The 13,356-nt window shown below is 75.5% G+C and carries 11 protein-coding genes and 1 tRNA gene; 4 read left to right on the forward strand and 8 right to left on the reverse strand.

All coding sequences use genetic code 11. The features are described from left to right. Positions 1-42: 42 nt before the first annotated feature. Positions 43-1,494, reverse strand: a complete 1,452-nt coding sequence (gene glmU / locus A4V12_RS33380) for a bifunctional UDP-N-acetylglucosamine diphosphorylase/glucosamine-1-phosphate N-acetyltransferase GlmU (RefSeq protein WP_064073247.1) — start codon at positions 1,492-1,494, stop codon at positions 43-45. 128 nt (positions 1,495-1,622) lie between these two features. Next, positions 1,623-1,693 (reverse strand) — tRNA-Gln (locus tag A4V12_RS33385). A gap of 222 nt (positions 1,694-1,915) precedes the next feature. Here A4V12_RS33385 and A4V12_RS33390 point away from each other — a divergent pair. Continuing rightward, positions 1,916-3,256 carry a sensor histidine kinase gene (locus tag A4V12_RS33390; protein ID WP_064073362.1) on the forward strand — a complete coding sequence of 447 codons (1,341 nt, stop codon included), beginning with the start codon at positions 1,916-1,918 and terminating at the stop codon, positions 3,254-3,256. 58 nt (positions 3,257-3,314) lie between these two features. On the opposite strand, the gene A4V12_RS33395 is transcribed toward A4V12_RS33390, so the two are convergent. Together A4V12_RS33395 and A4V12_RS33400 are read right to left on the reverse strand one after the other, a co-directional pair. Further along, positions 3,315-3,803 carry an SUKH-3 domain-containing protein gene (locus A4V12_RS33395; protein WP_064073248.1) on the reverse strand — a complete coding sequence of 163 codons (489 nt, stop codon included), beginning with the start codon at positions 3,801-3,803 and terminating at the stop codon, positions 3,315-3,317. Between the two features lie 10 nt (positions 3,804-3,813). After that, positions 3,814-4,329 carry a YwqJ-related putative deaminase gene (locus A4V12_RS33400; protein ID WP_064073249.1) on the reverse strand — a complete coding sequence of 172 codons (516 nt, stop codon included), beginning with the start codon at positions 4,327-4,329 and terminating at the stop codon, positions 3,814-3,816. Between the two features lie 227 nt (positions 4,330-4,556). Between A4V12_RS33400 and A4V12_RS33405 the strand changes: the two genes are divergently transcribed. The 3 genes from A4V12_RS33405 to A4V12_RS33415 all read left to right on the forward strand — a co-directional run bounded on the left by A4V12_RS33405 (position 4,557) and on the right by A4V12_RS33415 (position 9,061). Continuing rightward, the gene (locus A4V12_RS33405; protein WP_064073250.1) at positions 4,557-5,540 is read left to right on the forward strand and encodes an SMI1/KNR4 family protein; all 984 of its coding nucleotides are present in this window, start codon (positions 4,557-4,559) and stop codon (positions 5,538-5,540) included. A 7-nt stretch (positions 5,541-5,547) separates the two neighbouring features. Beyond that, positions 5,548-8,112, forward strand: coding sequence for an SUKH-4 family immunity protein (locus A4V12_RS33410; RefSeq protein WP_064073251.1), 2,565 nt, complete (start codon positions 5,548-5,550; stop codon positions 8,110-8,112). 88 nt (positions 8,113-8,200) lie between these two features. Then, positions 8,201-9,061 carry a hypothetical protein gene (locus tag A4V12_RS33415; protein ID WP_064073252.1) on the forward strand — a complete coding sequence of 287 codons (861 nt, stop codon included), beginning with the start codon at positions 8,201-8,203 and terminating at the stop codon, positions 9,059-9,061. Between the two features lie 93 nt (positions 9,062-9,154). Here the strand turns inward: A4V12_RS33415 and A4V12_RS33420 are convergent, their stop codons facing one another. Genes A4V12_RS33420 through A4V12_RS33435 form a run of 4 tightly spaced genes read right to left on the reverse strand, consistent with a single transcriptional unit; the run spans position 9,155 to position 13,234 of the window. After that, positions 9,155-10,747, reverse strand: a complete 1,593-nt coding sequence (locus A4V12_RS33420) for an MFS transporter (RefSeq protein ID WP_064073253.1) — start codon at positions 10,745-10,747, stop codon at positions 9,155-9,157. Positions 10,748-10,762: 15 nt separating this feature from the next. Then, a complete protein-coding gene (locus A4V12_RS33425; protein WP_079137562.1) occupies positions 10,763-12,211 on the reverse strand; it encodes a DUF2079 domain-containing protein in 1,449 nt (482 codons plus the stop codon). 25 nt (positions 12,212-12,236) lie between these two features. Then, positions 12,237-12,725 carry a hypothetical protein gene (locus A4V12_RS33430; protein ID WP_064073254.1) on the reverse strand — a complete coding sequence of 163 codons (489 nt, stop codon included), beginning with the start codon at positions 12,723-12,725 and terminating at the stop codon, positions 12,237-12,239. Beyond that, positions 12,722-13,234, reverse strand: a complete 513-nt coding sequence (locus tag A4V12_RS33435) for a SigE family RNA polymerase sigma factor (RefSeq protein WP_064073255.1) — start codon at positions 13,232-13,234, stop codon at positions 12,722-12,724. The genes A4V12_RS33430 and A4V12_RS33435 overlap by 4 nt, the downstream gene beginning before the upstream one ends. Positions 13,235-13,356 lie beyond the last annotated feature (122 nt).

Consider the following 13,356-nt stretch of genomic DNA (forward strand, 5'->3'; position numbering starts at 1 on the left):
GCACGTATCACGGTACGCCGAGTTGGACGCACCTGTTTCCGGTCAGTCCTCGCGAGAACCCTGCTCGGAGGCCGTCGCAGCCGCCTGCGCGGCAGCGCTGCCGGGCCGCTTCCGGGCGACCCAACCCTCGATATTCCGCTGCTGGCCACGGGCGACCGCCAGCGACCCCGGCGGCACGTCCTTGGTGATCACCGACCCGGCGGCGGTGTACGCGCCGTCCCCGACCGTGACGGGAGCCACAAACATGTTGTCCGAGCCGGTCCGGCAGTGGGACCCGATCGTCGTGTGGTGCTTGCTCTCACCGTCGTAGTTCACGAAGACGCTCGCGGCGCCGATGTTCGAGTGCTCGCCGATCGTCGCGTCGCCCACGTACGACAGGTGCGGCACCTTCGACCCCTCGCCCACCCGGGCGTTCTTCATCTCCACGTACGTGCCGGCCTTCGCCCCGGCACCGAGCACCGTGCCGGGACGCAGGTACGCGTACGGGCCCACCGTCGCGCCCTCGCCCACGTCCGCGCGGTCCGCCACCGTGTTGTCCACCCGGGCGCCCCGGCCGACCTTCGTGTCCTTCAGCCGGCTGTTCGGACCCACCTCGGCGTCCTCCGCCAGGTGCGTCGCACCCGTCAGCTCGGTGTTCGGGTGCACCACCGCGTCCCGCTCGAACGTCACCGTCACGTCCAGGAACACCGACGCCGGGTCCACGACCGTCACGCCCGCCATCATCGCCCGCTCCAGCAGCCGGTCGTTCAGCAGCCGGCGCGCCTCCGCGAGCTGGACGCGGTTGTTGATCCCCAGGATCTCCCGGTGGTCGCCCGCCACCGACGCACCCACCCGGTGCCCGGCCTCGCGCAGGATCCCCAGCACGTCGGTGAGGTACTCCTCGCCCTGGCTGTTGTCCGTACGGACCTTCCCCAGCGCGTCCGCCAGCAGCTTCCCGTCGAACGCGAACACCCCGGAGTTGATCTCCCGGATCGCCCGCTGGGCCTCCGTCGCGTCCTTGTGCTCCACGATCGCCGTCACGGCGCCCGTCTCCGCGTCCCGCACGATCCGCCCGTAACCCGTCGAGTCCGGCACCTCGGCCGTCAGCACGGTCACGGCGTTGCCGTCCTCGGCATGGGTCCGCGTGAGCGCCGTCAGCGTCTCGCCGGACAGCAGCGGGGTGTCCCCGCACACGACCACGACGGTCCCGTCCAGCGCGCCTGCGCCCAGCTCCTCCAGAGCCATGCGCACGGCGTGACCGGTGCCGTTCTGCTCGTGCTGCACGGCGGTGCGGGTACCGGCGTAGTACTCGTCGAGGTGCGCGGTCACCTGCTCGCGGGCGTGCCCGACGACGACGCAGAGGGCTTGCGGATCCAGCTCGCGTGCGGCCGACACCACGTGTCCGACGAGCGAGCGCCCGCAGATCTGGTGCAGGACCTTGGGGGTCTTCGACTTCATGCGGGTGCCCTCACCCGCTGCGAGGACGACGACGGCTGCCGGGCGGTTGGCGCTCACGGGAATGCCCTTCGGCTTCGGGTGGTGGACACCCGCAGGATACCGGGGGGTTTCGGAGCGGAACCGGGGGCGGGGGGCTCCGGGAACGGGAGCGGGTCCTGACCGTGTGGTCAGGACCCGAACATGAGCTCCCGGGGAAGGAATCGAACCCTCATTCAATGGACCAAAACCATTTGTCCTGCCATTAGACGACCCGGGATGGTTCGCCTTCTATGTCCGATTTCATGCATCGGTTGCGACGGCAGCCCCTACTATGCCGTACCAAGTGCCCTCAGTGCGACGGTAGGAGCCGGTGCTCCACCGGACGCCGCCGACCGGGCGGGGCGGATGTTCCGCGTGCCGTTCTCCACGCCGTTCCGCCGCGCCGGTCCCCGCCGCAGTGCCCGGAAAATGGGTCGCGGCCGCCCGTAGGCTGGTGGACATGACCACAACGGGGGCTCACCAGGAAGCCGCGGGCCGGACCGCCCGGGGCTGGTGGTGGTGGGGGCGGCGGCGCAGTGCCGTGCTGGACGTGACGCTGGGGGCCGTGTCGGCCGTGGAGTGCGCGGCCGAGGGGGTGGGGTTCGCCGACCGGGCCGGGCTGCCGGTGCCCGTCGGGGTGCTGTTCGGGTTCGCGGTGGGGGCGGTGCTCGTCGTGCGCCGGCGGTGGCCGGTCGCGGTGGTGCTGGTCTCGATCGCGATCACGCCGGCCGAGATGGGCTACCTGATGGGGATGGTCGGGCTGTACACGCTCGCCGCCTCCGAGGTGCCGCGGCGGATCATCGCGGTACTGGCGGGGATGTCGCTGGCCGCGGTGCTGATCGTGACGTTCGTGCGCGTGCGGCAGGACATCGCGTCGGCCGACTTCGACCCCGGGCCGTGGTACGTGCTGCTGATGGCGGTGATCCTGTCGCTGGGGATGAACGCGCCGCCCGTGCTGTTCGGGCTGTACATAGGGGCGCGCCGGCGGCTGCTGGAGAGCCTGCGGGAGCGGGCGGACAGTCTGGAGCAGGAGCTGTCGCTGCTGGCGGACCGGGCGGAGCAGCGGGCGCAGATGGCGCGGACGGAGGAGCGGACGCGGATCGCGCGGGAGATGCACGACGTGGTGGCGCACCGGGTGAGCCTGATGGTGGTGCACGCGGCGGCGCTCCAGGCGGTGGCGCTGAAGGACCCGCAGAAGGCGGTGCGGAACGCGGCGCTGGTGGGGGACATGGGGCGGCAGGCGCTGACGGAGCTGCGGGAGATGCTGGGCGTGCTGCGGGCGGGGGACGTGGCTCCGGTGCGCGGCTCGGTGCCGCTGGCCGCGGTGGGGCGGGTGGCCGCGGCCGCGGCGGCGGTGGGGGCGGACGGCCCGGTGGGGGCCGGGGCGCCGGACCCGGTGGACGACGGGCCGTGCCTGGACGCCCTGGAGGAGCTGGTGGAGCAGTCCCGGCAGGCCGGGATGGTGGTGGAGCTGCGGGTGTCGGGCGAGACGCGGTCGTACGGTGCGCGGGTGGAGCGGACGGCGTACCGGGTGGTGCAGGAGGGGCTGACGAACGTCCACAAGCACGCCGCGGGGGCGAAGGTGGTGGTGCGGCTGGCTCACCGGGAGGGTGAGGTGGCCATGCAGGTGGAGAACGGTCCGACGGACGGGAGTGCGGCGGACGCGGGGCTGCCCAGCGGCGGCAACGGCCTGGTGGGGATGCGGGAGCGGGTGACGGCGCTGGGCGGGGTGTTCGTGTCGGGGCCGACCGACGAGGGCGGTTTCAAGGTGTCGGCGGTACTGCCGGCCGCCGCTGTCTGAGGGGTGCGGCGGGCCGGGGGGATGGGGCCGTCGGGCCGGGCGGGGGCGTGGGCCGGGGTCAGGTCGAGGTGAGGCGGGCGGGCTGGGCGCCGGTGATCAGGGTCGCCAGGGCGTGGTCGATGCCGGGGCCGAGGAACCAGTCGCCGGCGTGGTCGAGGCTGTAGACGCGCCCTTCGGCGTCGATGGCGAGCACGGCCCGGTTGTCGGCCTCTTCGCCGAGGGGCGCCATCTCGGTGTCGAGGGCGCGGCCGAGGTCGGTGAGGCTGCGGGCGTGGTGGAGTCCGGCGAGCGGGTCGAGGTGCACCGGGGTGGGGGCGATCTGGCGGCCGGGTCCGGACGCGGTGATCCGCAGGCCGCCGAACTCGGCCCAGGCCTCGACGGCGGCGGGGAAGACGCTGTGCCGGTGGCCGGCGGGGGAGACGTGGGCGCGGAGGACGTCGGCCCAGTGTTCGGCCCGTTTGATGTCCCAGCGGCCGGGCTGCCAGCCCGCTTCCCTGAGGGTTGCGTCGACGGCGACGGGGAAGCGGGTGGTGTTCAGGTCGGGCATGAGCGTGCGGTCAGCCGTTCTGGGCGGTGGTCGGGTCGACGGGGCGTACGCCGAAGTGGGCGAGGAGTGCGGCGCAGGAGCGGCAGGGGGCGGCGTAGCTGCCGTGGAGTGGGTCGCCGTCCTCGCGGATCCTGCGAGCGGTGATCTTGGCGTTCTTCAGGGACCGGCGGGCCTCGCCCTGGCTGAGGGGTTTGCGCTGGGCGCGTTTGGAGCGGTTCGCCTCGGTGGCGGTGAGGTGGCGGGAGAGGAGGATCGCCTCGGGGCAGCGCCCGGTGAAGCGTTCGCGCTGGCCGCTGGTAAGGGTGTCGAGGAAGTCCTGTACGAGCGGGTGGAGGGTGGGGGGCCGGTCGCCGCGGCCGGCGGTGCACGTGAGGGTCTCGCCGCGTACGGAGAGTGCTGCTCCGACGGTCGGCAGGATGCCGTCGCGGCGGTGGCGGAGTATGGGGGTGAGGTCGGGGCCGGTGCTGCTCCAGCTGAGGCGTGGGTCGCCGGTGGCTGGCGTCGTGCCTGGTCGCGCTGTGTGCATGATGCGTGTCGTCCCCTCTGCAATCCCCCGAGTTGCGTGGGACAGCCTGCCAAATGGGTGAGCCCATGGGAAAGCGGGGGCGCTGAAACGTGTGATCGGTGTGTCGGGTGATCGTCATTGGGTCACCTGAGTGTGACGGTTGGTCACCGGAGCGGAGGGCGGGTTCCCCCTGTCGGCCCACCGCTTAGGCTGTGCGGACCAGCCAGCAGCAGCAGGGGGCATCCGCCATGACGACAGGTCGGCTCGGGCAGCAGAGTGCCGCGCCACCGAACGCGGCCTACGCCGGGCAGGTCGTGCACTTCCCGGACCCGGTCCGGGCCGCCCGGCATCCCGGTGGGGTGCGGGTGGACGGGAACGGCCACCCGGACTTCTCGCCGTACGCCCGTGCGGCGGCCGAGATCGCCGACCCGCCGGAGGGGTTCGGCGTCGACGAGCTGCGGCTGACGGACTACGTGTCGGCGAACGCCGCGCTGTCCGCGTCGGGGCACCCGCTGTGGGACACGGTCCCGGCGGTGGCGACGCCGCACGGCTGGACCTGGCACCACGTGGCCGGCACGCGGCGCATGGAGCTGGTGCCGGTGGAGGTCAAGGCGCTGCTGCGGCATCACGGCGGGCTGACGACGGCCGCGGTGGACCACGGCAAGCGCGGTACGCGGCCGTTGCAGGAGACGCGCCCGGCGCACTTCGGGCTGCCGAAGGGCGCGCTGTCGGTGACCGAGGCGCAGTTGCAGGGCGTGGAGGAGGACCTGGGCTACCGGCTGCCGGGGGCGTACCGGTCGTTCCTGAAGGCGGCGGGGGGCTGCGCGCCGGTCGGCGCCGCGCTCGACGCCGAGCTGGGGCTCCTGGTCGACCAGCCGTTCTTCACGGTGCGCGACGAGGCGGCGGTCAACGACCTGGTGTACGTCAACAAGTGTCTGCGGGACCACCTGACGAAGGACTACCTGGGGGTGGCCTTCGTGCAGGGCGGCCTGCTGGCGGTGAAGGTGCGGGGCGGCGGTGACGTGGGCTCGGTGTGGTTCTGCGCCTACGACGACGCCCGGGACCGGGACGGCTTGACGGTGCAGGAGCGGATGGACGGGCTGCTGCTGCCGTGCGGGGACGACTTCGACGCGTTCCTCCAGCGGCTGGCGGGCGGTCCGCCGGAGCTGGAGACGGTGGCGAACCTGATGGTGGACGGCGGCTTCGCGCGGGCCGTTCCGGTGGGGGAGTGAGCTTTCGATGGTGACCTTCGCGCAGGCGCAGGAGCGTGCGGAAGAGTGGGTCAACGGTGACCTGCCGGCGTACCAGCACCGTGAGGTGCGGGTGCGGGAGTTCGAGCTGGGGTTCGTGGTGTGGGCGGAGGACCGGGAGAACGGTCCGACGTCGGACGGGGGCCGTCAGCGGCTGGTCATCGCCCGGGACAGCGGCGAGGCGACGCTGTGGCCGGGCCTGCCGGTGGGTGAGGTGATCCGCCGGTACGAGGAGGAGTACGGGGCCGCCGCGGCCGCGCCGGTCCCGGCGGCGGCCCCGCCGGAGCGGATCGACCTGAACCAGACGTCGTTCCTGCTGACGCCGCCGGAGTGGTTGCAGGACGCGGCGGACAGGATGGGCGTGCCGGACCGGCGTTCCGGCGGGGACACCTCCGGTGGCGCTTCCGGTGCTCCTGGTGCTCCTGGTGCTTCCGGTGCGGATGGTCCGGGGAGTGCTTCCGGCGCGGACGGGGGGCCCGGAGCCCCTGTTCCCGCCGACGACGTGCCGGCCGCCCCGGTGGTCGCGGCGTCCGACGCCGTGCCGGCCGCGCCGCCCGCCCCCGCGGCGCCGGTGGACGGCGGGTCCCACGGCGGGGTGACCGCCTGGCCCGCCGCGCCCGGGGACCACGAGCCCACCACCCCGGACGGGGTGCCCGCCTCCGTGCCGTGGAGCGGTGTCGACGCGCCCGGTTCCGAGGGGGACGACGCCTCCGTGCCGCTGCCCGCGACCGTGTTCGCGCCGCCGCTGTCGGGGTCGGACGACGACGACACCCCGCCGCCGGCGGTGGGCGCCGACGCGCCGACCGCGCTGATGTCGGGCGGCAGCCAGTTGCCGCGCACCGCCGTGGTGCCGGCCTTCGACGCGCAGGCGGGTCCGGCGGGCGACATCGCTGACGCCGCCACCAGCAAGGCCGCCGTCACGCCGCGCGGCGCCAGGCCCTCGCGCGGGACCGGCCCCACGACCCCGCCGCCGCCCGGCGCCCCGGGGACGCCCGGCGCCCGCCCGCCCGCGTCCGGGCCCGGTGCGCCCGGTGCTCCGGCCGGGGGATACGTACCGACGCAGCTGGTCTCGCAGCTCCCGCCCGGCGCCACGCCGCCGCCCGGTCCGCCGGCTCCGCCGCCGCCTCCGGGTGCGACGCCGCCGCCGGGCGGTGGGGTGCACCACGCGGCGACGATGCTCGCGCAGCCGGGTCCGGGCACTCCGCCGCCGCCCGGTCCTCCCGGCGTGCCGGGCGGTCCCGGCGCCACGCCGCCGCCCGGTCCGCCGGCTCCGCCGCCGCCTCCGGGTGCGACGCCGCCGCCGGGTGGCGGGGTGCACCACGCGGCGACGATGCTCGCGCAGCCGGGTCCCGGCACTCCGCCCCCGCCCGGTCCTCCCGGCGTGCCCGGCGGTCCCGGTACGCCGCCGCCCCCGGCGCCTCCCGGTCCTCCCGGCGGCGGGGTGCACCACGCGGCGACGATGCTGGCGCAGCCCGGTCCGGGCGGGCCCGGTCAGGTGCCGCCGCCGGGGCCGGTCCCGCCCGGCCCCGTGCCGCCGGCGCCGCCCGCGTACGGCTACCCGCAGGCGCCGCCCACCGGGATGCCGACCGTCGGCCCGGGCTACCAGGCCGTGCTGCGCTACCGCGCGCCCGACGGTTCCGAGGCCCAGCTGATCCGCCGCTCCGCGCCCGGTACGCCGCACCCGGAGTGGCAGATCCTGCACGAGCTGCGGGCCATGAACGTGCCGCCGCAGCAGGTGCTGGAGCTGCACACCGAGCTGGAGTCGTGCGAGCTGCCGGGTGGTTACTGCGCCCGGATGATCCGGGAGACGTGGCCGCAGGCGCGGATCACGTCGATCGCCCCGTACGGGCGGGACCACACCGGCCGTCAGCAGGGCATGCGGCAACTCATCGCCCACCAGGGCGAGTTGCACCAGGTCGCCGACGGTCCGGCGCGTCCGGCCCCGCTGCGGGTGCCGTTGCCGCCGGTGCAGCCGGTTCCGCCGGTTCCGCCGGAGGCGGTCGCGCAGGAGCTGGTGGGCGCGTTCGGGCCGCAGGGGATCTGCCGGTTCGATCAGCGGGCCGTGTCGCGCCAGGGCGTGCCGGAGCTGGTGGCGCGCACGCTGGTGTGGGCGGGTCTGCCGGCGGACTTCGGGCCGTTCTTCTGGGCGCAGCCGGCCCAGCCGGTGGTGCCGACGCTCGCCGAGCTGGCCGCGCAGCGGCAGGTGCAGCCGGCGTCCGACGCGGGCTCGTACCTGGTGATCGGGTCCGACTTCGGGCGGGCGATCTGCGTGCAGTACGGGACGGCGCACATCGTGGCCGTGCCGGTGGAGGCGGGGCCGGACGGGCGGCCGGTGGCGCCGCAGTTCGTCAACAGCGGGCTGCCGGAGTTCACCCGGTGCCTGGGCCTGCTGGGTCGGATGTGGCGGCTGCGGTTCGGGTTGACCCCCGAGCAGGCGGGCCGCTGGACGGTCGACTTCCAGGCGCAGCTGGCGATGCTGGACCCGGCGGCCCTGTCGTCGCCGGAGAGCTGGTGGTCGGTGCTGCTGGAGCAGATGTGGGACGGGCTGCTTTAGGCCGCGTCCGGCCGCAGCTTGGCGCACGGGCGCCCCTTTCCGACGGTACGGGTTGTTGCATCCTGGACCGGGGAAAGGGGCGTCTGTCATGAGCGGTTTCTCTGTCGTATGGGGGCGCGGCTACCGGGCCGAGCAGGTCGACCGGGCCGTCGCCGTTCTGGAGTCGGAGCGGGACGCCGCGCGGCGCCGGGCGGACGAACTGGCCGGGCGTGCCGGGGAGCTGGCGGCGGAGGCGGCGCGGCTGCGGGAGTTCGTCGCGGAGCTGCCGCCGCAGCGGTACGAGGACCTGGGGCGGCGCGCGCAGCAGATCCTCATGCTCGCGGAGGAGGAGGCCGACGCGCTGCGGGCGGACGCGCTGGAGGAGGCGCGGCGGCTGGCGGACGGGGTGCAGGAGGCGGCCCGGTCGCTGCGGGACGCGGCGCGCGAGGCGGCCCAGGAGGTGCGGGGCCGTGCCGAGGAGCGGGCGGAGGAGACCCTGGCGGCCGCGCGGGGCACGGCGGCGGAGGTCATGGCGGGCGCGCTCGCCGAGGCGGAGGAGCGGCGGGGCGAGGGCCTGGCGGCGCTGCACGCGGCGCGGGAGCGCGCGGAGCGGCTGCTGGCCGAGGTGGAGACCCGGCACGCCGAGCGGTGGGACGCGGCGGAGCGCGATGCGGCCGGGCGGGAGGCGGAGCTGGAGCGGCGCCACGCGGAGCGGTCCGGTGTGGCCGAGGGGCGGCTCGCGGAGGCGGAGCGGGCGCTGTCGGCGGCGGCCGAGCGGGCGCGGCACGAACAGGAGGAGGCGGACGCGCGGGCCGCGGCGCTGCTGGCCGAGGCGCGGCTGCGGGCCGAGCGGGTGGAGCGGGAGACGGAGCGGATCCTGCGGGAGCACGAGACGGCACGTGACGAGATGCGCGCCCACATGGCCCATGTCCGCAGCAGCCTGGCCGCCCTGACGGGCCGTTCGGAGTAGCACGCGGCGCCGTGGTCCTCGCGTACGGGCCGTGTGCCGCCGCCGTCTCCGCTGTCGTCGTCAGGTCGCCCTCAGGTCGCCGTCAGGTGGTCGTCAGGTGGTCGTCCGGTCGTCGTCCGTGAGGACGGGGAAGCGGCGCGGGGCGAGGGTCAGCAGGACGGCGAGCGCCAGCGCCCCGGCCGCGGCGGCGCCGGCGAACACGTACTCCACGGCCGTGTCCACCGCGGCGGGGGTGAGCGCGGCGGGGTCGTCGAGGCCGCCCTCGGTGAGGCGGGTGGACAGGACGGCGTTGGCGACGGCGCCGAAGACGGCGGCGCCGACGCTCTGTCCGACCTGGCGGCAGAAGAGGACGGACGCGGTGGTGGTGCCGCGCTCCGCCCAGGGGACGGTGGACTGCACGCCCACGATGAGCGGGAGCTGGAAGAGGCCGAGGGCGGCGCCCAGCAGCAGCATGAGGAGGGCCGGCTGCCACGGTTCGCCCGGGTGGGGCAGCAGCGGGAAGGCGAGCAGGACCAGGACGGCGAGCGTCATGCCGGTGACGGCGGTCAGGCGGAAGCCGATGCGGTTGTACAGGCGGTTGGAGAGCGCCGCGGTGATGGGCCACGACAGGGTCATCGCGGACAGGACGAACCCCGCGGCGATGGGCCCGAGACCCAGCACGGACTGGGCGTAGGTGGGGAGGAACACCGTCGGCGCCACCATCAGCAGGCCCAGCGCGCCGAGGGAGAGGTTGACGGCGGCTATCGTGCGGCGGCGCCAGACCCACCCGGGGATGATCGGTTCGGCGGCGCGGCGTTCGATCAGGACGGTGACGGCCGTGAGGGCCGCGGCGCCCGCGAAGAGGGCCAGGGACGGTGCGGACAGCCAGGGCCAGGCCACGCCGCCCTGGACGAGCGCGGTCAGCAGCAACGTACCGGTGGCGAAGATCGCGAGCGCGCCCGGCCAGTCGACGCGGGCCCTCGCCCGGGGGCCGGGGCGGGCGCCGGCGGCGGGGCGGGCGCCGGCCCGGTCCGGTTCGGCGAGGTGGCGGACGATCAGCCACAGGGCCACGCCGCCGACGGGCAGGTTGACCAGGAAGATCCAGCGCCAGTCCGCGTACCCGGCGAGCAGTCCGCCGAGGGCGGGGCCGGCCACGGAGGACGCCGCCCAGACGGTGGAGAGCCGCGCCTGGATCCTGGGGCGTTCCTTGAGCGGGTACAGGTCGGCCGCGATGGTCTGCACGGTGCCCTGGAGGGCGCCGCCGCCCAGCCCTTGGACGATCCGGAAGGCGATGAGGGACTCCATGCTCCACGCGGCGGCGCACAGCAGCGAGCCGGTGAGGAACAGGACGATGCCGGCGATCAGGACGGGTTTGCGGCCGAAGGTGTCGGAGAGCTTGCCGTACACCGGGAGGGTGACGGTCACCGCGAGGAGGTAGCCGGAGAAGAGCCAGGAGAAGACGGAGAGCCCGCCCAGGTCGCCGACGATCTGCGGTACGGCGGTGGAGACGATGGTGCCGTCGAGGGCGGCGAGGGCCATGCCCGTCATGAGCGCCGCGACGACCGGCCCGCGTCCGCGGGGGGCCGCGGGGGTGCCCGGGCGGTGCGGTCCGCCGGGGGTGGCGCCGTCCTCGGGGTCTGCTCGGCCGGCGGTGCCGCTCACGTTCCCCCCAGGACTCCAGGATGCATGTATGGAGCAGCATTCCATGCGGGGGTGAGGGCGTCACGGGGTGCGACGCTCCATCAGGAGGTAGCCGCCGGCCTCGCCGGCCACGCGGTAGCGGGCCTTCGGGTGGAGCTGCCGGGCGTAGGCGTGCGGGTCGCGCACCCAGCCGGAGGAGTTGTCGAGCGCGATCCAGTCGGGCGTCACCCGGCCGGTGCCGCCGACCCACAGCACCCGGCACCTTCCGGCCAGGCGGCTGATCGGCCCGACGTTCGCCTCGACGGTCGCGCCGTCGGGGACCCGGGCGAGGAGCTCCTCGGCCTCGACGGCCCGGGGCGGCTTGCGGTAGGCGGCGGCCTCGGTGAGCGCGGAGAGCGGCAGCGAGGGCGTGAGGGCGAGCGCGACGGCGGCGGCGCAGGCGGGCAGCCGGTCCGCGTACGCGCGCAGCCACGGGCGCGGGCTGCGGCGCGAGACGTCGGCGGCGTCGGCGAGGGCCAGGAACAGCACGGGCATCAGCACGGCGCTGTAGTGCCAGTCGGTGGACCAGTAGTGGTCGTCGCCGGACAGGAACCGCCAGCCGAGGGTGGGGGCGGCGGCCAGCACGAGGGGGGAGCGGAGGGCGAGCAGCCCGGTGGTGGGCAGCAGCAGCCAGGCGAGGGTGCGCAGCTTGGTGTCGGCGCCGGCGAGGGGGGAGGGGCCGTCGCCGACCTTGGTCCAGTAGTCGTAGCCGCCGGTGGTGTTGAAGGCCGGGATGACGGCGGTGAGGGTGAGGAGGGTGGCGGCCGCGCCGAGGACGGCGGCACCGAGGGCGTACGCGGCGGCGCGGGGCGCGGTCCGGCGGGCCCGCCAGGCCACGACGAGGGCGATCGCGGCGAGGGTGACGCCCAGGTCCTCCTTGACCAGGACGAGCGGCGCCGCCCACAGCAGGGCGGGGCGCCACCGGCCGCGCAGGAGGGCTTCGAGGGAGTGAGCGATCAGCGGGACGGCGAAGCAGATCTCGTGGAAGTCGAAGTCGGCCGCCTGCTGGATGCCCCAGGACAGCCCGTACGCGACGCCGATCGCCGTTCCGGACGCCCGGCCCAGCAGGCGGGTGGCGGCGCGGGTGACGGGGACGGCGGCGAGCGCGAACAGCGCGGCCTGCGCGACGAGCAGGGTGACGGGGGTGGGGAAGAGCCGGTAGGCGGGCGCCAGCAGGGCGGTGACGGGGCTGAAGTGGTCACCGAGGACGTTGGTGCCCGGGCCCTTGAGGTCGGCGACCGGGAGCTGGAGCCGGGCGTAGCCGCGGACGGCCTGCTCGAAGATGCCGAGGTCCCAGGAGCGGGTCTCCATGCGGTGGTACCGCAGCACGGACAGGGTGCTGTACGCGGCGAACAGCGCGAGCGCGAGGAGGTACGGCGCGCGGTCCGTCCACGTCCGCTGCCGGAGCCCCGGCGCGGGCGGACGGCGCGCGCCGGGTATTCGGACCGGCTCGGTGCCACCGGCGGGCGGGGAGAGGAGGGCTCCACGCATGGGTCGGGTTTCTCCTTCGGGTCGCTTACGGGGTGCTGGACCCGGTGGGGGTCGGGGAGGAGGACGAGGGGAGCACCGTCCCGGTCGGGGGCGTGGGCGGGGTCGTGGTCGGAGTGGGGGTGGCCGTGGCCGGCGGGTCCGGCGGCGCGGACGGGGTCCCGGGGGAGGCCGGGGAAGCCGGGGACACCGGGAACGAGGAGCCCGCCGGGGACGCGGGGGAGGGCGACACCGACACCGGTACGGAAGGGGACGGCGACGGTGAGGGCGACGACGGCGACAGGGGCCCCGGCAGCGGGTCGGGCCGGAGCCCCAGCACCGCGAGGGCGCCCGTGGTGGCCAGGACGCACACGGCGCAGGCGGCCGCGGCGGCCGCGGTACGGCGCCGGCGCCGCGCGCCCCGCAGCACCACCCGCGCGGCGGGTTCGGGGACGGCCGCCCGCGCGCCGGCCGCGGCGGCGGCCTTGAGGGCGGCGGACAGGGCCCGGTCGGGGCCTTCGTCACGCGGATCGGTCACCGTGCTGCTCCTCGGCCGTCGTCGGCTTCCTCGGTGGCGGACAGGTGGGGCGCCAGAGCGGTCCGCGCCCGCGACAGGTGCGTCTTGACCGTCCCGGACGAGATGCCGGTCTCGGCCGCGACCTGCTCCACGCTCAGGTCGCACACGTAGTGCAGGACGGCGACCCGCCGCTGCCGGTCGGGCAGCCGGCGCAGCGCGGCGACCAGGGCGACCGTCCCCGGGCCGGGGGCTGGCACCGTGCCGGCGAGTCCGCCCGCGTGCCGGCGCCACGCCTCGGCGGCCCGCCCGCGGCGGCGCCACCGGCTGACGGCGAGCCTCCAGGCGACGGTGCGCAGCCAGGCCTCGGGCCCGGCGTCCCTGACGAGCCGGGAGCGGCGGCCCCAGGCGCGTACGAACGCCTCCTGGACGACGTCCTGGGCCTCGTGGAGGTCACCCGTCATCAGGTACAGCTGGCCGACGAGCCGCGTGACGGAGTGGGCGTAGAGCTCCTGGAACTCCTCTTCGGTCAATGCGGCTCCCAGCGGATCGGACGGCTCTCACGGCGTATACGTCCGCGGGCACCGTCCCGGTTGACACTCCGCCGCACATATTTTCGGACAGCTCGCGGGCGGGTCCGACACGAGGTCCGTGC

The sequence above is a fragment of the Streptomyces noursei genome (assembly GCF_001646665.1).
In the GTDB taxonomy this organism is placed as follows: domain Bacteria; phylum Actinomycetota; class Actinomycetes; order Streptomycetales; family Streptomycetaceae; genus Streptomyces; species Streptomyces lavendulocolor.

Coding starts and splice junctions, on each gene's coding strand:
- A4V12_RS33400 (WP_064073249.1), bottom strand. CDS start 4,329: ATGCACACAGCGCGACCAGGCACGACGCCAGCCACCGGCGACCCACGC.
- A4V12_RS33415 (WP_064073252.1), top strand. CDS start 8,201: ATGAGCGGTTTCTCTGTCGTATGGGGGCGCGGCTACCGGGCCGAGCAG.
- A4V12_RS33410 (WP_064073251.1), top strand. CDS start 5,548: ATGGTGACCTTCGCGCAGGCGCAGGAGCGTGCGGAAGAGTGGGTCAAC.
- A4V12_RS33390 (WP_064073362.1), top strand. CDS start 1,916: ATGACCACAACGGGGGCTCACCAGGAAGCCGCGGGCCGGACCGCCCGG.
- A4V12_RS33405 (WP_064073250.1), top strand. CDS start 4,557: ATGACGACAGGTCGGCTCGGGCAGCAGAGTGCCGCGCCACCGAACGCG.
- A4V12_RS33420 (WP_064073253.1), bottom strand. CDS start 10,747: ATGGAATGCTGCTCCATACATGCATCCTGGAGTCCTGGGGGGAACGTG.
- A4V12_RS33425 (WP_079137562.1), bottom strand. CDS start 12,211: ATGCGTGGAGCCCTCCTCTCCCCGCCCGCCGGTGGCACCGAGCCGGTC.
- A4V12_RS33395 (WP_064073248.1), bottom strand. CDS start 3,803: ATGCCCGACCTGAACACCACCCGCTTCCCCGTCGCCGTCGACGCAACC.